Annotated in this window: 21 protein-coding genes, 1 rRNA gene and 1 other annotated feature; all 22 genes read left to right on the forward strand. The window is 39.4% G+C overall.

The annotated features are described in order from the left end of the window. A 5S ribosomal RNA gene (gene rrf / locus ACRPLY_RS24460) occupies positions 1–76 on the forward strand; the annotation flags it as partial. Positions 77–311: 235 nt separating this feature from the next. Next, complete coding sequence (locus tag ACRPLY_RS24465) at positions 312–773, forward strand: CtsR family transcriptional regulator (protein ID WP_013054895.1); 462 nt, start codon at positions 312–314, stop codon at positions 771–773. Between the two features lie 41 nt (positions 774–814). After that, positions 815–1,357, forward strand: a complete 543-nt coding sequence (locus ACRPLY_RS24470; protein ID WP_028412656.1) for a UvrB/UvrC motif-containing protein — start codon at positions 815–817, stop codon at positions 1,355–1,357. Positions 1,358–1,360: 3 nt separating this feature from the next. Then, complete coding sequence (locus tag ACRPLY_RS24475; RefSeq protein WP_013054897.1) at positions 1,361–2,434, forward strand: protein arginine kinase; 1,074 nt, start codon at positions 1,361–1,363, stop codon at positions 2,432–2,434. A gap of 20 nt (positions 2,435–2,454) precedes the next feature. Then, complete coding sequence (gene clpC, locus ACRPLY_RS24480) at positions 2,455–4,896, forward strand: ATP-dependent protease ATP-binding subunit ClpC (RefSeq protein WP_014462041.1); 2,442 nt, start codon at positions 2,455–2,457, stop codon at positions 4,894–4,896. A 123-nt stretch (positions 4,897–5,019) separates the two neighbouring features. After that, a complete protein-coding gene (gene radA, locus ACRPLY_RS24485) occupies positions 5,020–6,396 on the forward strand; it encodes a DNA repair protein RadA (protein WP_013054899.1) in 1,377 nt (458 codons plus the stop codon). 3 nt (positions 6,397–6,399) lie between these two features. Next, positions 6,400–7,479, forward strand: a complete 1,080-nt coding sequence (gene disA / locus ACRPLY_RS24490) for a DNA integrity scanning diadenylate cyclase DisA (RefSeq protein WP_013054900.1) — start codon at positions 6,400–6,402, stop codon at positions 7,477–7,479. Between the two features lie 147 nt (positions 7,480–7,626). After that, a complete protein-coding gene (locus tag ACRPLY_RS24495; protein WP_014462040.1) occupies positions 7,627–8,724 on the forward strand; it encodes a PIN/TRAM domain-containing protein in 1,098 nt (365 codons plus the stop codon). Positions 8,725–8,749: 25 nt separating this feature from the next. Beyond that, positions 8,750–9,451 carry a 2-C-methyl-D-erythritol 4-phosphate cytidylyltransferase gene (gene ispD, locus ACRPLY_RS24500; RefSeq protein WP_028412657.1) on the forward strand — a complete coding sequence of 234 codons (702 nt, stop codon included), beginning with the start codon at positions 8,750–8,752 and terminating at the stop codon, positions 9,449–9,451. Further along, entirely contained in the window at positions 9,448–9,927 is a 480-nt protein-coding gene (gene ispF, locus ACRPLY_RS24505) for a 2-C-methyl-D-erythritol 2,4-cyclodiphosphate synthase (RefSeq protein ID WP_013054903.1), read from the forward strand. Before ispD ends, ispF begins: the two co-directional genes overlap by 4 nt. Positions 9,928–10,032: 105 nt before the next feature. Then, complete coding sequence (gltX, locus tag ACRPLY_RS24510) at positions 10,033–11,490, forward strand: glutamate--tRNA ligase (RefSeq protein ID WP_028412658.1); 1,458 nt, start codon at positions 10,033–10,035, stop codon at positions 11,488–11,490. Positions 11,491–11,529: 39 nt separating this feature from the next. After that, positions 11,530–11,753 (forward strand) — a binding site (T-box leader). A gap of 72 nt (positions 11,754–11,825) precedes the next feature. Beyond that, the gene (cysE, locus tag ACRPLY_RS24515; RefSeq protein WP_025753192.1) at positions 11,826–12,482 is read left to right on the forward strand and encodes a serine O-acetyltransferase; all 657 of its coding nucleotides are present in this window, start codon (positions 11,826–11,828) and stop codon (positions 12,480–12,482) included. Continuing rightward, positions 12,472–13,869 carry a cysteine--tRNA ligase gene (gene cysS, locus ACRPLY_RS24520; RefSeq protein ID WP_033580789.1) on the forward strand — a complete coding sequence of 466 codons (1,398 nt, stop codon included), beginning with the start codon at positions 12,472–12,474 and terminating at the stop codon, positions 13,867–13,869. The genes cysE and cysS overlap by 11 nt, the downstream gene beginning before the upstream one ends. A 7-nt stretch (positions 13,870–13,876) precedes the next feature. Further along, positions 13,877–14,302: a Mini-ribonuclease 3 gene (locus tag ACRPLY_RS24525; RefSeq protein ID WP_013054907.1), complete on the forward strand. Its 426-nt coding sequence runs from the start codon at positions 13,877–13,879 to the stop codon at positions 14,300–14,302. Next, complete coding sequence (gene rlmB / locus ACRPLY_RS24530) at positions 14,292–15,035, forward strand: 23S rRNA (guanosine(2251)-2'-O)-methyltransferase RlmB (protein WP_014462034.1); 744 nt, start codon at positions 14,292–14,294, stop codon at positions 15,033–15,035. The genes ACRPLY_RS24525 and rlmB overlap by 11 nt, the downstream gene beginning before the upstream one ends. Positions 15,036–15,037: 2 nt before the next feature. Next, positions 15,038–15,547, forward strand: coding sequence for an NYN domain-containing protein (locus ACRPLY_RS24535; protein ID WP_013081364.1), 510 nt, complete (start codon positions 15,038–15,040; stop codon positions 15,545–15,547). Between the two features lie 68 nt (positions 15,548–15,615). Beyond that, a complete protein-coding gene (gene sigH, locus ACRPLY_RS24540) occupies positions 15,616–16,266 on the forward strand; it encodes an RNA polymerase sporulation sigma factor SigH (protein WP_028412660.1) in 651 nt (216 codons plus the stop codon). Positions 16,267–16,347: 81 nt separating this feature from the next. Next, positions 16,348–16,497 (forward strand): 50S ribosomal protein L33, encoded by a 150-nt coding sequence (rpmG, locus tag ACRPLY_RS24545; RefSeq protein WP_013081365.1) that lies wholly within the window; start codon positions 16,348–16,350, stop codon positions 16,495–16,497. A gap of 53 nt (positions 16,498–16,550) precedes the next feature. After that, positions 16,551–16,730: a preprotein translocase subunit SecE gene (gene secE / locus ACRPLY_RS24550; RefSeq protein ID WP_013054912.1), complete on the forward strand. Its 180-nt coding sequence runs from the start codon at positions 16,551–16,553 to the stop codon at positions 16,728–16,730. Between the two features lie 195 nt (positions 16,731–16,925). Further along, the gene (nusG, locus tag ACRPLY_RS24555) at positions 16,926–17,459 is read left to right on the forward strand and encodes a transcription termination/antitermination protein NusG (RefSeq protein ID WP_014462032.1); all 534 of its coding nucleotides are present in this window, start codon (positions 16,926–16,928) and stop codon (positions 17,457–17,459) included. A 165-nt stretch (positions 17,460–17,624) separates the two neighbouring features. Continuing rightward, on the forward strand, positions 17,625–18,050 hold the full coding sequence (gene rplK, locus ACRPLY_RS24560) for a 50S ribosomal protein L11 (protein ID WP_013054914.1): 426 nt from the start codon (positions 17,625–17,627) through the stop codon (positions 18,048–18,050). Between the two features lie 110 nt (positions 18,051–18,160). Further along, positions 18,161–18,856 (forward strand): 50S ribosomal protein L1, encoded by a 696-nt coding sequence (rplA, locus tag ACRPLY_RS24565; RefSeq protein ID WP_013054915.1) that lies wholly within the window; start codon positions 18,161–18,163, stop codon positions 18,854–18,856. Positions 18,857–18,907: the final 51 nt, after the last annotated feature.

Raw genomic sequence — 18,907 nt, forward strand, 5'->3', positions numbered from 1 at the left:
CGAACACGGAAGTTAAGCTCTTTAGCGCCAATGGTAGTTGGGACTTTGTCCCTGTGAGAGTAGGACGTTGCCAGGCACCTGAAAAAGGACTAGCTATTTTAGCTAGTCCTTTTTTGTTTACAATTTATTTGTTTTATGAAAAAGTATAGTAAGAACAATAAAATTCGCGATTTGCAGGTTTTGAAATAAATTTTAGTGGCAACGATAAAAGTAAAGAATAAACTTTAATAGTACATAGTTGAAAATTTTTTCGTTTCCTTTTATATTTAAATTAAGGTCAAATATAGTCAAAGTCAGAAGGAGGGGGCAGCGTGCCAAATATCTCTGACATTATCGAACAGTATTTAAAACAAGTACTTGAATTAAGTGAAAGAGAAATTGTTGAAATAAGGCGCAGTGAGATTGCTGATAAATTTCAATGCGTTCCGTCGCAAATTAATTACGTTATCAATACCCGCTTTACGGTTGAGAGAGGTTATCTTGTAGAAAGTAAGCGAGGCGGCGGCGGATTTATTCGTATTGCAAAAGTAAAAATGCATGATGCAGCGGATTTGTTTCAGCAAGTGATTGAGATGATTCAAAATGAAATTTCACAAGTAAGTGCTGAAAATGTCATTATTAGGTTAGTTGAAGAAAAAGTCATCACAGAACGAGAAGCAAAAATCATGTTGAGCGTTATCAATCGTTCAGTTATTAATATTGAACTTCCTTATCGTGATGAGCTAAGAGCCAATCTTTTAAAAGCAATGCTTAATTCATTACGCTACCGATAAGCTCATGATCTATTTTATTTAGAACAGGGAGTGATGACAGGATGATTTGTCAGCAATGTGAAACGAGACCTGCAACTCTTCACTTCACAAAAATTATTAATGGTGAAAAGACGGAGATGCACGTATGTGAACAATGCGCTTCAGAAAATGGAGATGCATTTTCTTTTTCAAATCAGCAAGGTTTTTCAATCAATAACTTACTAGCTGGCCTACTTAACCTAGACCCAGCAGTAACTGAAAATTATAAGAAACAAAGTCAGGACGTTCTTTCTTGTCCTACTTGTGGCATGACATATCAAAAATTTGCTAAAATCGGCAGGTTTGGATGTGCAGATTGCTACAAAACATTTGAGCGACCTCTTATTCCTTTCTTGAAGAGGCTGCATGGAGGTAATTATCTACATCATGGAAAAATACCAGCAAGAATTGCAAGTAATCTTCATTTAAAAAAGGAATTACAGGCATTAAGATTGAACTTAAAAGAGTATATCGAAAAAGAGGAGTTTGAGAAAGCAGCCGAACTCCGAGATCACATTCGATTACTAGAAAAGAAGATGAACGAATCGAGAGAGGAGGAAGCGTAATTCATGTCCCAGGATTTGTTCTTTTCCCAGCCTGTTAGCTCTTGGATGCGTCAAGAAGCTTCGAATTCAGATATTGTGCTAAGCAGTCGAATCAGGCTGGCTCGAAATTTAACTCATTATCTTTTTCCAACTCTCTTTTCTAAAGAACAAGCAGTTGAAGTGGTTCGAGTATTTGAGCAAGTTTTTCAAAAAAGCGAGAACACCAATCAGTGGAATTTGCATTTACTAAAGATGAACGAATTACAGCCTCTTCAAAAGCAAGTGTTGGTTGAAAAACATCTTATCAGTCCTAACTTGGCTGAAGGAGACAACAACGGAGCTTGTTTTTTATCAGAAAAAGAAGATTTGAGTATTATGGTTAATGAAGAAGATCATTTACGCATACAATGTTTATTTCCAGGCCTTCAATTATCTGAAGCTTTAAGCACAGCGAATAAAGTAGATAATTGGATTGAGAAATACGTAGATTATGCGTTTGATGAAAATAGAGGGTATTTAACCAGCTGTCCCACAAATGTGGGTACTGGGCTACGTGCATCTGTGATGATGCATCTGCCGGCTTTAGTGATGACCCGTCAAATTCATCGTATTATTCCCGCTATTAACCAGCTTGGCTTAGTGGTGAGAGGAATTTATGGAGAAGGTAGCGAAGCTTTAGGGAATATCTTTCAAATTTCTAATCAGATAACCTTAGGGAAATCTGAAGAAGATATTGTGGCAGATTTAAATAGTGTCGTACAGCAGTTAATTACACAAGAGCACTCTGCAAGAGACGCACTGTTTAAAACATCTCATGTAGAGTTAGAAGATCGAGTGTATCGTTCATATGGAGTATTGGCCAATAGCCGTATTATTGAGTCAAAAGAAGCTTCACAATGTTTATCAGATGTTCGATTAGGAATCGATTTAGGGTATATAAAAGGACTGAGTCAAAATATATTGAATGAACTTATCATTATGACGCAGCCAGGCTTTTTACAAAAGTATTCGGGAGGGCCCCTAAAGCCTCAGGAACGTGACATTAAAAGAGCCACCTTAATTCGAGAACGTCTCACTATAAATAAAAACACAAATTAAACGTGGAGGGTGACGATTATATGATGTTTGGTAGATTTACAGAGCGCGCACAAAAAGTATTAGCTTTAGCACAGGAAGAAGCACTACGCCTAGGTCACAACAACATTGGAACGGAGCACATTTTATTAGGTATCGTTCGTGAAGGTGAAGGAATTGCAGCAAAAGCTCTTTCTGCTCTAGGCCTAAGCACTGAAAAAATTCAAAAAGAAGTGGAAGCATTAATTGGCAGAGGCCAAGAATTAACGCAGACCATTCATTATACACCTCGAGCGAAAAAAGTCATTGAACTTTCAATGGATGAAGCCCGAAAGCTTGGTCATTCTTACGTAGGAACAGAACATATCTTACTAGGCTTAATTCGTGAAGGTGAAGGCGTTGCAGCACGCGTTTTAAATAATCTAGGTGTCAGCCTAAATAAAGCTCGTCAGCAAGTACTTCATTTATTAGGTAGCAATGAAGCTGCTTCAAGCCATCAAGGCGGAGGTTCTTCAAATGCCAATACACCTACGCTAGACAGCTTAGCACGCGATTTAACAGTTGTAGCGCGCGAAGGAAGCTTAGACCCTGTTATCGGACGTGGGAAAGAAATTCAGCGTGTTATTGAAGTGTTAAGCCGACGTACAAAAAACAATCCTGTATTAATTGGGGAGCCAGGTGTCGGTAAAACGGCAATCGCTGAAGGTTTGGCTCAGCAAATCGTCAACAATGAAGTTCCAGAAATTTTACGTGACAAACGCGTTATGACTTTGGATATGGGAACGGTCGTGGCTGGTACAAAATATCGCGGAGAATTTGAAGATCGCCTGAAGAAAGTAATGGATGAAATTCGTCAAGCAGGTAATATCATTCTCTTTATCGATGAGTTACACACATTAATTGGCGCTGGTGGTGCAGAAGGTGCTATCGATGCTTCTAATATTTTAAAACCGTCTCTTGCTCGTGGAGAACTTCAGTGTATCGGTGCTACGACTTTAGATGAATACAGAAAATATATTGAAAAAGATGCAGCGTTAGAGCGTCGCTTCCAGCCAATTCAAGTGGATGAACCAACGTTGGAAGAGTCTATTCAAATCTTAAAAGGGCTTCGTGACCGTTATGAAGCGCATCACCGAGTATCTATTTCTGATGAGGCAATCGAGCAAGCGGTGAAACTATCAGATCGCTATATTTCAGATCGTTTCTTACCGGATAAAGCAATCGATTTAATTGATGAAGCTGGTTCAAAAGTGCGTTTACGTTCATTTACAACGCCACCAAATTTAAAGGAATTAGAGCAAAAATTAGAATCAGTACGCAATGAAAAAGATGCGTCTGTTCAAAGTCAAGAATTTGAAAAAGCAGCATCTTTACGCGATACAGAACAACGCCTACGCGAAGAATTAGAAGACACAAAGAAAATTTGGAAAGAGCAGCAAGGTAAAGAAAACTCAGCTGTAACCGTAGAAGATATTGCGATGGTGGTATCTAGCTGGACGGGTGTACCGGTCTCTAAACTGGCACAGGAAGAGACAGAAAGACTGCTAAACATGGAAGAGATTCTTCACTCTCGTGTAATTGGGCAAGAAGAAGCGGTAAAAGCAGTTGCAAAAGCTGTGCGCCGTGCTAGAGCAGGCTTGAAAGATCCAAAACGCCCAATTGGTTCATTCATTTTCTTAGGACCAACAGGGGTTGGTAAAACAGAGCTTGCACGCGCATTAGCGGAGTCAATCTTTGGCGACGAAGACGCAATGATTCGTATCGATATGTCTGAGTACATGGAGAAACATTCTACTTCACGCTTAGTAGGTTCACCTCCAGGATATGTTGGATACGAAGAAGGCGGCCAGTTAACGGAAAAAGTAAGAAGAAAACCTTACTCAGTTGTTCTTTTAGACGAAATTGAAAAAGCACATCCGGATGTATTTAACATTTTATTACAAGTGTTAGAAGATGGACGCTTAACAGATTCAAAAGGCCGTACAGTCGATTTCCGTAATACGATTTTAATTATGACATCAAACGTAGGTGCGGACACATTAAAACGAAGCAAGCACTTAGGGTTCACAGTAGAAGCAGAAGGCCAAGACTACAAAGATATGAAAGGAAAAGTAATGGCGGAAATGAAGCGCGCATTCCGTCCGGAGTTCCTAAACCGTATCGATGAAATTATCGTCTTCCATTCATTGGAGAAACCTCACTTAGCTGAAATCGTTAAATTAATGGCGGACCAGTTAACAAAACGCTTAAAAGAGCAAGAAATTGATCTTGAATTAACAAAAGAAGCAATTGATAAGATTGCAGAGGAAGGTTTTGACCCAGAATACGGCGCTCGTCCACTTCGTAGAGCAATTCAAAAACATATTGAAGACCGTTTATCTGAAGAGCTGCTAAAAGGGGTTGTTCAAAAAGGTCAGAAAGTGACGCTAGATGTAGACAAAGGAGAATTTGTTGTTAAATCCTCCGCTCCAAGCAGCATCAGCTAAATTTACTCAAACCAAGACGAGGCATACGAAAAAACACGTATGCCTCCCTTTTTATTTTAGCTTAGGAAATAGTGTACAATAGAGATAGAAATCGATTGAATGAACGGAGAGATTGATAACATAATGGCGAAACGAAAAACAAAATTTGCATGTCAGCATTGCGGATATGAATCCGCAAAATGGATGGGGAAATGTCCTGGATGCGGAAGCTGGAATTCGATGGTGGAAGAAATGGAAGAAACGAAATCATCACGCCGAGGAGCTTTTTCCGGAGCTACTGCTTCTAAAGTTCAAAAACCTCAGTCAATTACAGCGATTGAATCTACAACAGAACCACGGATTTTTACACCTTCTGCAGAGTTAAACCGTGTATTAGGAGGCGGTATTGTCAGAGGGTCACTCGTTTTAATAGGGGGAGATCCGGGTATCGGAAAGTCTACTTTACTTTTGCAAACCTCCGCGCAGTTAGCAATGAAACAAAATAAAGTACTATATATTTCGGGAGAGGAATCAACCAAACAAACGAAGTTAAGAGCGGACAGGCTAGGTGTAAAAGCTGAAGAGCTTTATGTTCACGCAGAAACAAACTTAGAATTAATACTAGAGGCCATCTCAAGCATGCAGCCTGATTTTGTGGTGATTGATTCAATTCAAACCATTTACCATGCTGATGTGACATCAGCGCCAGGAAGCGTCTCACAGGTGCGAGAGTGTACGGCTGAACTAATGCGTGTTGCTAAAACGAATGGCATTGCCATCTTTATTGTGGGTCATGTAACGAAAGAAGGGGCCATTGCGGGTCCAAGACTTCTTGAACATATGGTAGATACGGTTCTTTATTTTGAAGGAGAGCGCCATCATACGTATCGTATATTAAGAGCGGTTAAGAACCGATTTGGATCTACAAATGAAATGGGCATTTTTGAAATGAAAGAAAGTGGGCTAGAAGAAGTATTGAATCCATCTGAAATCTTTCTAGAAGAACGGTCTCAGGGAGCAGCAGGTTCGGTTGTTGTCGCTTCAATGGAAGGGACAAGACCCGTATTAGTAGAGCTGCAGGCGCTAATCAGTCCAACGAGCTTTGGAAACCCTAGAAGAATGGCGACAGGAGTAGATCATAATCGCGTTTCGCTTATCATGGCTGTCTTAGAAAAGCGTGTAGGAATGCTGCTGCAGAATCAAGATGCTTATTTAAAAGTAGCAGGTGGAGTGAAATTAGATGAACCAGCAATCGATTTAGCTGTAGCCGTTAGCATTGCTTCAAGCTTCAGAGATGCTGCTTCTAGCGCTACAGATGTTATTGTAGGAGAGGTAGGATTAACAGGCGAAGTACGCCGAGTGTCTAGAATTGAACAGCGCGTTCAAGAAGCGGTAAAATTAGGGTTCCAACGAATTATTATTCCGGAGAAAAATTTAGGAGGATGGAAAGTCCCAGATGGTATTGATGTGATTGGGGTATCAACAGTAGCGGAGGCTCTGCAATATACATTAGGAGGATAAGCAGTGGAAGGAGAAAAAACAACAGTTAGTCAAAAACAAATATCAGAAATTCTGCAGTTTGTAGCACCAGGAACCCCTATTCGTGACGGTATCGATAACGTCTTGCGGGCAAAGACGGGCGGCTTAATTGTTATGGGCTACAATGAACAAGTCAAAAAGATGGTAGATGGAGGATTTTCGATTAATTGTGCATTTACACCTGCGCATTTATACGAGTTAGCCAAAATGGATGGAGCGCTTATTTTAAACGACAGCGGAAGCAAGATATTGTTTGCTAATGCTCAGCTCATGCCAGATCCCTCTACCCCTTCTTCACAGACAGGAATGCGTCACCGTACAGCGGAGCGCGTAGCTAAGCAGTCAGGTGTATTGGTGATAGCCATTTCACAAAGACGGAATGTGATTACGCTTTACAAAGGGTCTCTGCAGTATGTATTGAAAGACATTAGCGTTATTTTAGCAAAAGCGAATCAAGCGCTTGGAACCCTTGAAAAGTACAAGGCGGTATTAGATGAATCGATTACAAGTCTCAGTGCATTAGAGTTTGAAGAGCAAGTAACTCACACAGATGTGCTGCAGTCGCTTCATCGTACAGAAATGGTTTTGCGTATTAAAAATGAAATTTTGAGCTATATTAGCGAGTTAGGAACAGAAGGAAGGCTAATTCGTCTCCAAATGAATGAACTGCTTTCTCACTTAGAGGAAGAAGCAACTTTATTAATCAAAGATTATATGTATGACCTCAGCTTTGACCCTTACCGAGTGATTGAACGCATGCAGCAGCCGTCAAATAATGTTCTTCTCGATGACCAAACGCTCCTTCGCTTAATGGGATATCCTATGTATACAAGCTTTGAAGACAGCGTTATTCCTAGAGGGTATCGAATGCTTCATAAAATTCCAAGACTTCCATCGATTATTATTGAAAATCTCATTGATGAATTAGGGGATTTAAAAACGATAGCAGATGCGTCGGTAGAAGAATTGGATGAGGTAGAAGGCATCGGTGAAATTCGAGCACGGAAAATTAGAGAAGGCCTAAAAAGACTAAAAGAGCAGCATCTTACAAACCGTCAGCTATAGGATATTAATTGACATTAAATGTTTGATTCATTAAGATATTGTGAAAATACAAAAAAAGTGACAGTTTGTTTACAAATTCTGTTTTTTGGTTAAATAACAGGTTTCAATCATTGTAAACTGTTTATAATGATAAAGGGAGGTGAAGGCGTGTTAAAACGTTTTGTACAGTTATTTTTTATTATTACAGGTGGTACATTGGGCGTCTTTTTTATACCTGAACTTATTCAATTATTAAATCTGCAAGATGTAGCATTTCTAGAAAAACCTTACGTCGATGCAATACTGGGAGCTATTTTGTTCTTCCTTGTCACGTTTTGGATTGTTGATTATATAGTTGAATTAATTCGCCGAGTGGAAGAGGCGTTGCTGAAGGCGCCTGTAACGGATGTACTTTTTGGTAGCTTAGGATTGATTTTAGGGCTTATTGTAGCCTACTTGGTCGGAGCTTTTTTAGGCAGAATTCAACTTCAAGTAGTAAGTACCATTTTACCAATCTTTCTAAGTATTCTTTTAGGTTACTTAGGGTTTCAAGTCGGGTTTAAAAAACGTGATGAGCTTGTGAACGTGTTTTCCATGCCATCTCGAATTGGGAAGAAAAAAGGGCAAGAAGAAGAAGCAGATAATGAAGAATCACTAAAGTCTCTTAAAATTTTAGATACAAGCGTTATTATTGACGGTCGTATCGCAGATATTTGTCAAACAGGATTTTTAGACGGAACGATTGTTATTCCGCGCTTTGTGCTTGAGGAACTTCAGCATATTGCTGATTCGTCGGATGTTCTAAAACGAAACAGAGGTAGACGAGGTCTAGATATTCTAAACCGTATTCAAAAGGAACTGGCAATGAAGGTAGAAATTTATGAAGGCGATTTCGAAGACATTCAAGAAGTGGACAGTAAGCTGGTCAAATTGGCAAAGCTGACTTCTGGGTTGGTCGTTACAAACGACTTTAATTTAAATAAAGTATGTGAACTTCAAAATGTCGGCGTCTTAAATATTAATGACTTAGCAAATGCCGTTAAGCCAATTGTGCTTCCGGGAGAAGAAATGAATGTGTTGGTTATAAAAGATGGTAAAGAGCATAATCAAGGTATTGCCTATCTTGATGACGGTACAATGATCGTGGTAGAAGAAGGAAGAAATTACATTGGAAAGCAAATTGATGTACTGGTGACGAGCGTACTCCAAACCTCAGCAGGCCGTATGATTTTTGCGAAACCCAAGTTATTAGAAAAAGCACTGTGACGTAACAGGTAAAGGGAGTATACCTATGAAGTATGAAATTATCGTTTTAGCTGCAGGGCAGGGGAAGCGAATGAAAGCGGGGCGGAACAAACAATTTTTAACTATTCAAAACGTTCCGCTTATCATTCATACGCTGCAAAAATTCGAACAAGATCCTTGGTGCAGTGGAATTGTACTAGTTGTAAACGAAAAAGAAGTGGCGATTTTTGAAGAGTTATTAACTGAATATCCAATTCAAAAGGTTCAATCATTGACAGTTGGAGGCGATGAACGTCAACATAGCGTTTATAACGGCCTTAAAAGTCTAAAGCAGGCTCAAATGGTATTAATTCATGATGGCGCTCGACCATTTGTTCAACAAAACACAATCCATGAGTTAGTAGAAAAAGCTGCTAGTGATAAGGCTGCTGTACTGGCTGTTCCAGTAAAAGACACAATTAAGCGTGTGGAACAGGGGACTGTCATTGAAACAGTTGAGCGCTCTAGCTTGTGGGCTATTCAAACGCCGCAGGCTTTTCTTTTTGATGTAGTAATGGATGCACACGAAAAAGCAAAAACAAATGAATACTTAGGCACCGATGATGCAAGCTTAGTAGAAAAAGCGGGACAAAAAGTATCGATTGTAGAGGGAAATTACGATAATATAAAACTAACAACACCAGAAGATTTGTTATATGCAGAAGCTATATTAACAAAGCTAAACAGGACTGAAGGAGTGGAAAAATGAACATTCGAGTAGGACAAGGTTTCGACGTACATGAATTTGCAGAAGGAAGACCTTTAATCATCGGCGGTTTAGAAATTCCGTATGAAAAAGGATTATTAGGCCACTCAGATGCAGATGTGCTGTTACATACAATCGCAGATGCCTTATTAGGAGCGGCGGCTAAAGGAGATATCGGAAAGCATTTTCCGGATACAGACCCTGAATTTAAAGATGCTGATTCAGCAAAGCTTCTTCAACACGTATGGAAACTACTAAAAGATGAAGGTTATGAATTAAGCAATGTAGATTGCACGATTATCGCGCAAAAACCTAAAATGGCTCCTTACATTGAACCAATGAGAGAGCGTATTGCGCAGCTGTTAGAAGCCAGCATTTCTCAAATTAACGTCAAGGCAACAACAACAGAAAAGTTAGGTTTTACGGGACGTGAAGAAGGAATCGCTGCCCAAGCAGCCGTTTTAGTTTATCAAAAATAAAAACAGTTGACTTTGACAGATACCTATTTGGTGATAAAATTAGAACATGTCTAAAACATATAAATACATACTATAAGTAATATTAAATTGGAGGTCATCTTAGTTATGTCAAGCGAAGTAAGAGTTCGTTATGCCCCGAGTCCAACTGGACATCTTCATATAGGGAATGCAAGAACAGCACTATTTAATTATTTATTTGCACGAAATCAAAACGGTAAATTTATTATCCGTATTGAAGATACAGATCAAAAGCGTAATATCGAAGGCGGCGAAGAAAGTCAGCTGCGCTATTTAAAATGGTTAGGTATTGAATGGGATGAAAGTATCGACGTAGGCGGGGAGTACGGTCCTTACCGCCAGTCTGAACGTACGGAAATCTATCAAAAATATACGGAAGAACTTCTTGAAAAAGGGTTAGCTTATCACTGTTACTGTACGTCAGAAGAGCTTGAAAAAGAGCGTGAAGAACAGCAGGCGAACAGTCAAATGCCGCGCTATTCAGGTAAGTGCCGTAACTTAACAGCTGAACAGCGTGCTGAACTAGAAGCAGAAGGCCGTGAGCCGAGCATTCGCTTCCGTGTTCCTAGTAACACAGAAATTAAGTGGAATGATATTGTCAAAGATGAAGTATCGTTTGAGTCTGAAGGCATTGGTGATTTCGTTATTGTGAAAAAAGACGGTACACCAACATATAACTACGCTGTAGCCATTGATGATTATCTAATGAAGATGACACATGTTCTACGCGGAGATGACCATATTTCCAATACACCGAAGCAAATTCTTGTGTATGAAGCTTTAGGCTGGACGCCTCCTGTATTTGGTCATATGACGTTAATCGTAAATGAAAATCGTCGCAAGCTAAGTAAACGTGATGAGTCAATCATTCAGTTTATCGAGCAATATAAAGAATTAGGCTACTTGCCAGAAGCACTATTTAATTTTATTACAATGCTTGGCTGGTCACCTGTGGGAGAAGAAGAAATTTTCTCTAAAGAACAGTTTATTGAAATTTTTGACCCAGCTCGTTTATCAAAATCTCCAGCACTATTTGATACAAGCAAATTACGTTGGATGAACAACCAATACATGAAACAATTGGATTTAGACGAGGTAGTAGCTTTATCAGTTCCTCACTTAGTGAAAGCTGGAAAAGTTGAAGAAACGCGCGATGCAGAAACAGAACAATGGGTACGTGACTTAGTCGCTCTATACCAAGAACAAATGAGCTTTGGCGCTGAGATTGTTGAACTTACTGAAATGTTCTTTAAGAAAGAAATTGATTACAGTGAAGAAGCAAAAGCAGTACTTGCTGAAGAACAAGTACCGGAAGTGTTAAAAGCATTTGCTGAAGAGATTTCTTCCTTAGAAGAATTCAGCGCTGATGAAATTAAGGCAGCAACAAAGGCTGTACAAAAAGCAACAGGTCAAAAAGGTAAAAAACTATTTATGCCAATTCGTGTAGCAACAACAGGCGAAACACACGGTCCCGAGCTTCCAAAAGCTATTTCTCTTTTAGGGAAAGAAACAGTTTTAGCTCGTCTAGAAAGCATTTATAGTTAACAAATTTCTATTTTGCCCATATGATAAAATAATCAAATATGGATATCGTTGAGAAGGAAGAGTAGGCAAGTTCATTGCATATCAGAGAGGGTTATCACCGGCTGAAAGTAACCTATGACAAAACTTGTTGAAGTGCGCCTTTGAGTCTTTTGTTGAATGCTACTAAGTAAGTAGGCAAAAGCGGTTACTTTCACGTTATGAGAGAAGAGTTGGGATTGTTTGTTGATCCAAACAGAGTGGAACCGCGTATATACGTCTCTGTGTCATTTGACATAGGGGCGTTTTTTTATACAATCAATGAGTAGATAAAGGAATAGCGGAATTGGGGTGAGATGATGCTAAAGTTGTTAAAGGAAGACATTGAGGCCATATTTGAACAAGATCCTGCAGCAAGAAGTTATATTGAAGTGATATTAACCTATTCAGGGTTGCATGCTATTTGGGCACATAGATTCGCTCACGGGCTTTTTAAAAGAAAGTGGTTTTTTCTGGCACGTGTAATCTCACAAATTAGCCGATTCTTCACAGGGATTGAAATTCATCCGGGTGCGAAAATTGGCCGCCGCTTTTTTATTGACCACGGAATGGGAATTGTTATTGGGGAAACGTGCGAAATTGGAGATAATGTAACAGTATATCAAGGAGTAACACTCGGAGGAACAGGGAAAGAAAAAGGAAAGCGTCACCCGACGATTGAAGACAATGTCTTAATTGCAACAGGTGCTAAAGTGCTAGGGTCGATTACGATTCATGCGCACTCCAAAATTGGAGCAGGCTCAGTTGTGTTAAATGACGTCCCAGAAAACTCAACGGTTGTTGGTATCCCTGGCCGAGTCGTCATTCAAAATGGCGTCCGGATTCCAAAAGATTTGAATCATCAAGATTTGCCAGATCCAGATGCAGAGCGTTTCAAACAGCTAGAGAAAGAAATTTTACACCTGCAAAATCAATTAAAGGAATTAAAAGAAGGGAAGATTCACCATGGCAATTAAGCTATATAACACGTTAACACGTCAAAAAGAGACGTTTGTACCGCTAGAAGAAAACAAAGTCAAAATGTACGTGTGCGGACCGACCGTGTATAACTATATTCATATTGGAAATGCACGTCCTGCGATCGTATTTGATACGGTGCGCCGCTATTTAGAATTTAGAGGCTACGACGTGGAGTATGTCTCAAACTTCACAGATGTGGATGATAAATTAATTAAGGCAGCAAAAGAGTTAGGAGAAGATGTTCCAACGATCGCAAACCGCTTTATCGATGCCTACTTTGAAGATACGTCAGCTCTTGGATGCAAGCATGCCGATGTGCATCCACGCGTAACTGAAAATATGGATATCATTATTGAATTCATTGATGAACTGGTGAAAAAAGGCTATGCGTATGAGTCAGAGGGCGACGTATACTATCGTACGCGTAAATTTGAAGGATACGGAAAATTATCACATCAGTCCATTGATGAATTGCAATCCGGTGCTCGTATCGAAGTTGGAGAAAAGAAAGAAGATCCATTAGACTTTACTCTTTGGAAAGCAACCAAAGATGGAGAGATTGCATGGGATAGTCCTTGGGGTCAAGGAAGACCAGGCTGGCATATTGAATGCTCGGCGATGGCGCGCAAGTATTTAGGTGATACAATTGATATCCACGCGGGAGGTCAGGATTTAGCTTTCCCTCATCACGAAAATGAAATTGCTCAATCAGAAGCGCTCACTGGGAAATCGTTTGCGAAATACTGGCTTCATAACGGATATATCAATATTGATAATGAAAAGATGTCTAAATCACTAGGGAACTTCGTGTTAGTTCATGACATTATTAAAAAGCATGATCCTTCCCTACTTCGATTCTTTATTTTATCTGTTCACTATCGTCACCCAATTAACTATAACGAAGAAATTTTAGAGAATACGCGCAAAGGGTTTGAGCGTCTGCAAACAGCTTACGGCAACTTAACTCACCGTCTAGAGGCAGCAACAAATCTTCAAGAAGATGCTTCAGAATGGTTTGAAAAGCTAAAAGAGCTTCGCGAGACCTTTGTTGAAGAGATGGATGATGATTTTAATACGGCAAATGCCATTTCTGTTCTGTTCGAGCTAGCAAAGCAAGCTAACTTGTATTTATTAGAACAAACAACGTCTACAGATGTAATTGAAGCCTTTATTAAAGAGTTTAAAGAACTAGGTGCTGCAATAGGCATTGCATTTGGAGAAGCTGAACTTTTAGACGAAGAAATTGATCAATTGATCCAAGATCGTATTCAAGCTCGTAAAGATCGTAATTTCCAATTAGCAGATCAAATTCGAGATGAATTAAAGGCTAAAAATATTATTTTAGAAGATACGGCGCAAGGAACAAGATGGAAAAGAGGATAATAGTGTTATGAGCAGCAGTAAATTAGATGTAAAACAGCTAAATAGCTTAGCTCTTGCTTATATGGGTGATGCGGTGTTTGATTTACATGTTCGCCGCCACCTGCTGGTGTTAGGGACAGTGCGCCCTAACCAGCTTCATAATAAAGCTAAAAAATATGTATCAGCAAAAGCACAAGCACAAATCGTATATTATTTTAAAAATGAAAACTTTTTTACTGAAGAAGAAGAAGGTGTACTGCGCCGAGGACGCAATGCAAAGTCTGGTACAGTCCCTAAAAACACAGATGTGCAAACGTATCGCTACAGTACAGCATTTGAAGCGGTCGTAGGCTATTTGTATCTTTTAGGTGAAGAAGAAAGAATGATGGAACTTATTACTAAAGCTATCTCTTTCGTCGATGAAGGAGAGGGAGGAATGAATCATGGAACATGAATTTATCATTGGACGTAATCCGGTCCTAGAAGCCCTAAAGTCTGGGCGTGACATTAACAAGCTATGGATTGCCGAAGGATCGCAAGGCGGTTCTATGGGGCAAATCACGCAGTTAGCAAAACGTAATGGTGTATTGGTGCAGTTTGTACCGAAAAAGAAAATTGAGCAAATGGTAGACGGTATTCATCAAGGAGTAGCTGCACAAGTTGCTGCTTATCAGTATGCAGAGTTAGATGATTTATTTAACTTAGCGGAAAAACGTAATGAAAGTCCGTTTTTCCTTCTGTTAGATGAGCTCGAAGATCCCCATAATTTAGGTTCTATTATGCGAACAGCCGATGCCGTTGGCGCACACGGTATCATTATTCCAAAGCGCCGTTCAGTTGGATTAACGGCCACTGTAGCAAAGGCGTCTACAGGAGCGATTGAACATATTCCTGTAGCAAGGGTAACAAACCTATCAAGGACGATTGATGAATTAAAAGATCGAGGCGTATGGATTGTTGGAACGGATGCGAAAGAAAGTGACGATTACCGCAACTTAGATGGAGGTATGCCGCTTACGTTAGTGATTGGAAGTGAAGGAAAAGGCATGAGTCGTTTGATTCGTGAAAAATGCGACTTTCTTGTACAGCTTCCAATGGTTGGGCATGTTACATCGTTAAATGCATCTGTAGCAGCTAGTCTTCTCATGTATGAGGTTTACCGAAAACGCCATCCTCTAGGTGAATAAAAATGGATATTCTACTGGTGGATGGTTATAACATGATAGGTGCGTGGCCCGACCTAAGAAAGCTTAGAGATAATGATTTAGCGGGTGCTCGAGACCTGTTAATTGAAAAGATGGCAGAGTATCAAGCATATATGGGGTATCGTGTCATTATTGTCTTCGATGCTCATATGGTCGAAGGAATTGAAAAGAAGGCAAAAAATCATAAGGTTGACGTTGTATTTACACGAGAAAATGAAACAGCGGATGAGTACATTGAAAAGCTGGCTCAAGAGCTAAACAATGTAAAGACACAGATTCATGTTGCTACATCTGATTTTACGGAGCAGTGGGCAATCTTTGGACAAGGTGCGCTTAGAATTTCTGCTCGAGAATTGTACAACGAAATTGAGCAAATTGAGAAACATATTAATCTTGATGTGAAGTCTATTCAAAATCAAAAGCCAGCGGCACGCATTCAACTTTCCAATCAAGTAGCCGAAATTTTCGAAAAATGGCGCCGGGGACAGCGGTGAGGTTATTGACGGTACGGAATTAGCTACTGTATAATATTTCTATCTACTGTGCGGTCGGGGGGATCGATATGGGCGATACTTATGGGAGAAAACTGCATGCTCATTTCGAACAACAAGAGGATGAAACAGTTGTCGATCTTGTGCATAAAGGCGATATTGACGCATTAGAGTATTTGATTCATAAATACAAAAACTTTGTGCGAGCAAAGGCGCGGTCGTATTTTTTAATTGGGGCAGACCGTGAAGATATTGTACAAGAAGGTATGATAGGGTTATACAAGGCAATTAGAGATTTTAGAGAAGATAAGCTAACTTCGTTTAAAGCTTTTGCTGAACTTTGCATTACCAGGCAAATTATTACCGCTATTAAAACCGCAACAAGGCAAAAACATATTCCATTAAACTCTTATGTATCATTGGACAAGCCAATATATGATGAAGAGTCCGACCGAACCTTAATGGATGTTATTTCGGGGACAAAAGTAGCAAATCCAGAAGAGCTGCTCATTAATCGAGAGAAGTTTGATGATATTGAATTAAAGATGGCTGAACTGTTAAGTGATCTTGAGCGAAAAGTTCTCGTTCTTTATTTAGATGGTCAATCTTATCAAGAGATTTCAGAAGAGTTAAACCGCCACGTCAAATCCATCGATAATGCACTTCAGCGTGTGAAGAGGAAATTAGAGCGCTACCTCGAGATTCGTGAAATCACAATGTAGCCTTCTATCCTCATATTGACATGCTAAGAAAGTCTGTGATACTTTTTTATAGACATTATCACTCTATAGGTGGTTGACATTATGCGTAAAAAAGTTGTACTTGCGTGTGTGCAATGCGCTAGTCGTAACTATACGACTATGAAAAACACACAGCAAAACGAAGAGCGTTTAGAAATGAAGAAGTTTTGCAAAACGTGTAACGCACATACGATTCATCGTGAAACAAAGTAGATCAATAATCTGCACAGACTAATACCCCTTTTAATTTATTGGAGGTTACAAACATGAACCGTGTAGGAAATTTCTTGCGTGATGTTGGGCGTGAGATGAAGAAGGTAAGTTGGCCTAAAAAAAATGAGCTAACTCGTTATACAATTACTGTTATTTCTACAGTTGTATTTATGACACTCTTTTTTGTAGTAGTTGATTACGGAATTTCGTCACTTATTCGTTTAATCCCTTGAATAAATTGACTTGAATCATGGTATAATAAAGCTAAATTATGTTTTTTTCAGAAAAGCCCGGAGACGGGTTTTTTAATTTGCTTTAAGAATGATTGTGCTAGGAGTCAACTATTTTCCTAGTGCGTTGTCTGTGCAATAGATTAGGACATCTTATTTTATAGTGAGCTGGGAGGGAAGGACGTATAGTCCTCAGAAATGGAGAAAAATTGGTATGTAGTCCATACTTATTCTGGATATGAAAATAAAGTAAAAACAAATTTAGAAAAGCGCGTAGAAACAATGGGTATGCAAGATAAAATTTTCCGCGTTGTTGTTCCTGAAGAAGAAGAAAGAGAAATTAAGAACAACAAAGAAAAGATTACAAAGAAAAAAGTATTCCCAGGGTACGTGTTAGTTGAAATCATCATGACAGATGATTCATGGTATGTAGTTCGTAATACACCTGGCGTTACGGGCTTTGTAGGTTCAGCAGGTTCTGGATCAAAGCCAACTGCTCTTCTACCAGAAGAAGTAGAAATGATCTTAAAACAAATGGGCATGGACGAGCAGCATGCTGACTTTGACTTTGAACTAAAAGAAACAGTATTGGTTCAAGAAGGTCCGTTTGCAAACTTCGAAGGTACCATTGAAGAAATCGATACAGATAAACGTAAAGTTAAGGTTCATGTCGATATGTTCGGAAGACAAACGCCAGTAGAGCTAGACTTTACACAAATTGAAAAAATATAATCTGTAAGACCTTGCAATTCATGAAGTTTAATGTTAATATTTCATAAGTCAGTATGTCTCAAAACTAGAGACTAAAACAACTATTTCTTTATTTTATATATAAAGAACATTGAGTGGGAGGGCATCGCCCTATTACCACATCACGGACTTAAGGAGGTGTGTCTCGTGGCTAAAAAAGTAATTAAACTTGTTAAGTTACAAATTCCTGCAGGTAAAGCAAATCCAGCGCCACCAGTTGGTCCTGCATTAGGTCAAGCCGGTGTTAACATCATGGGTTTCTGTAAGGAGTTTAACGCTCGCACAGCTGATCAAGCTGGTCTTATCATTCCTGTTGAAATCACGGTATTTGAAGACCGTTCATTTACATTTATTACGAAAACTCCACCTGCTGCTGTACTACTTAAGAAAGCGGCTGGTATTGAGTCTGGTTCTGGTGAACCAAACCGTAATAAAGTTGCAACAGTCAAGCGTGACAAAGTGCGTGAGATTGCTGAAACTAAAATGCCTGACTTAAACGCTGCTAGCGTTGAATCTGCAATGCGCATGGTAGAAGGTACAGCGCGCAGTATGGGGATCGTAGTTGAAGACTAATTCCATTTGATTGGGTGTTAGAAGGTTGCGAGAAATGGAAGTTTTCCTATGCTCGCAACCTTTATTAGTGGGAGGTTATTCCGTTAAAACCACATAAGGAGGAAACAAAAATGGCTAAAAAAGGTAAAAAGTACGTTGAAGCTGCTAAGCTTGTAGATCGTACACAAACTTATTCAGTACAAGAAGCGATTGAATTAGTAAAGAAAACAAACACAACTAAATTTGATGCAACTGTAGAAGTAGCATTCCGTTTAGGAGTTGACCCTAAGAAAGCTGACCAACAAATTCGTGGTGCAGTAGTACTACCAAACGGTACAGGTAAAACTCAACGTGTATTAGTATTCGCTAAAGGCGAAAAAGCTAAAGAAGCTGAAGCTGCAGGCGCTGACTACGTTGGCGATGCTGACTACATCAACAAAATCCAACAAGGTTGGTTCGAGTTCGATGTAATCGTAGCTACTCCAGACATGATGGGTGAAGTTGGTAAACTTGGTCGTGTATTAGGACCTAAAGGTTTAATGCCAAACCCTAAAACTGGTACAGTAACATTTGATGTTCAAAAAGCAGTTAACGAAATCAAAGCTGGTAAAGTAGAATACCGTGTTGATAAAGCTGGTAACATCCACGTACCAATCGGTAAAGTATCTTTCGAAGAGAGCAAGTTAGTTGAAAACTTCACTACAATCTTCGAAACTATGGTAAAAGCTAAGCCGGCAGCAGCAAAAGGCACATACATGAAGAACGTAGCTGTTACTTCAACAATGGGCCCTGGTATCAAAGTTGATACTGCTTCATTCTCTGCTTAATAAATTTGGAAATAAATCGGTGTTGACTTTTTGAAAGTCCCTGATTATAAT

It is taken from the genome of Priestia sp. TGN 0903, from assembly GCF_050846855.1.
GTDB lineage: Bacteria > Bacillota > Bacilli > Bacillales > Bacillaceae_H > Priestia > Priestia zanthoxyli.

What these genes read in the sequence shown, in the direction of transcription:
- clpC (WP_014462041.1), top strand. Translation starts at nt 2,455, where the DNA reads ATGATGTTTGGTAGATTTACAGAGCGCGCACAAAAAGTATTAGCTTTA.
- secE (WP_013054912.1), top strand. Translation starts at nt 16,551, where the DNA reads ATGAACCGTGTAGGAAATTTCTTGCGTGATGTTGGGCGTGAGATGAAG.
- cysE (WP_025753192.1), top strand. Translation starts at nt 11,826, where the DNA reads ATGCTAAAGTTGTTAAAGGAAGACATTGAGGCCATATTTGAACAAGAT.
- gltX (WP_028412658.1), top strand. Translation starts at nt 10,033, where the DNA reads ATGTCAAGCGAAGTAAGAGTTCGTTATGCCCCGAGTCCAACTGGACAT.
- sigH (WP_028412660.1), top strand. Translation starts at nt 15,616, where the DNA reads ATGGGCGATACTTATGGGAGAAAACTGCATGCTCATTTCGAACAACAA.
- ACRPLY_RS24475 (WP_013054897.1), top strand. Translation starts at nt 1,361, where the DNA reads ATGTCCCAGGATTTGTTCTTTTCCCAGCCTGTTAGCTCTTGGATGCGT.
- ispF (WP_013054903.1), top strand. Translation starts at nt 9,448, where the DNA reads ATGAACATTCGAGTAGGACAAGGTTTCGACGTACATGAATTTGCAGAA.
- nusG (WP_014462032.1), top strand. Translation starts at nt 16,926, where the DNA reads ATGGAGAAAAATTGGTATGTAGTCCATACTTATTCTGGATATGAAAAT.
- cysS (WP_033580789.1), top strand. Translation starts at nt 12,472, where the DNA reads ATGGCAATTAAGCTATATAACACGTTAACACGTCAAAAAGAGACGTTT.
- radA (WP_013054899.1), top strand. Translation starts at nt 5,020, where the DNA reads ATGGCGAAACGAAAAACAAAATTTGCATGTCAGCATTGCGGATATGAA.
- rlmB (WP_014462034.1), top strand. Translation starts at nt 14,292, where the DNA reads ATGGAACATGAATTTATCATTGGACGTAATCCGGTCCTAGAAGCCCTA.
- rplA (WP_013054915.1), top strand. Translation starts at nt 18,161, where the DNA reads ATGGCTAAAAAAGGTAAAAAGTACGTTGAAGCTGCTAAGCTTGTAGAT.
- rpmG (WP_013081365.1), top strand. Translation starts at nt 16,348, where the DNA reads ATGCGTAAAAAAGTTGTACTTGCGTGTGTGCAATGCGCTAGTCGTAAC.
- ACRPLY_RS24525 (WP_013054907.1), top strand. Translation starts at nt 13,877, where the DNA reads ATGAGCAGCAGTAAATTAGATGTAAAACAGCTAAATAGCTTAGCTCTT.
- ACRPLY_RS24535 (WP_013081364.1), top strand. Translation starts at nt 15,038, where the DNA reads ATGGATATTCTACTGGTGGATGGTTATAACATGATAGGTGCGTGGCCC.
- ispD (WP_028412657.1), top strand. Translation starts at nt 8,750, where the DNA reads ATGAAGTATGAAATTATCGTTTTAGCTGCAGGGCAGGGGAAGCGAATG.
- ACRPLY_RS24470 (WP_028412656.1), top strand. Translation starts at nt 815, where the DNA reads ATGATTTGTCAGCAATGTGAAACGAGACCTGCAACTCTTCACTTCACA.